Origin of the sequence: Paraburkholderia sp. SIMBA_027, assembly GCF_046535315.1 — a bacterium.
GTDB lineage: Bacteria > Pseudomonadota > Gammaproteobacteria > Burkholderiales > Burkholderiaceae > Paraburkholderia > Paraburkholderia tropica.
Map to the genome: position 1 here is coordinate 1 of NZ_JAWRWY010001122.1, position 254 is coordinate 254.

1 protein-coding gene is annotated in these 254 nt (G+C 48.0%); it reads right to left on the reverse strand.

Annotated elements, in window-relative coordinates; translation table 11 throughout:
- Nucleotides 1-34: 34 nt before the first annotated feature.
- Nucleotides 35-254, reverse strand: a 220-nt coding sequence (locus tag SB764_RS42610; RefSeq protein ID WP_410867123.1) for an FtsX-like permease family protein, incomplete at its 5' end; no start/stop codon positions are given.

Below are 254 nucleotides of genomic sequence, written 5' to 3' on the forward strand. Positions count from 1 at the left end.
ATACATTGCCGCTCCTTGTTTTAATGTACTGCCTTTACTGGCCGCTAAGGACTCGCGCAGGGTCAATATTACTGGCGCGCCGCGCCGGATACCAACTTGCCAAAAGACTCAGCAACAATGCTGTGACCAGTACGTAGAAGACGTCCAGCCAGTGCAATTCCGATGGCAGGAAATCAATAAAATAGATATCGCTGGAGAGGAACTGATGACCGATCAACTTTTCAATCCACTCAATAATCGGGGTAAGTTGCAGT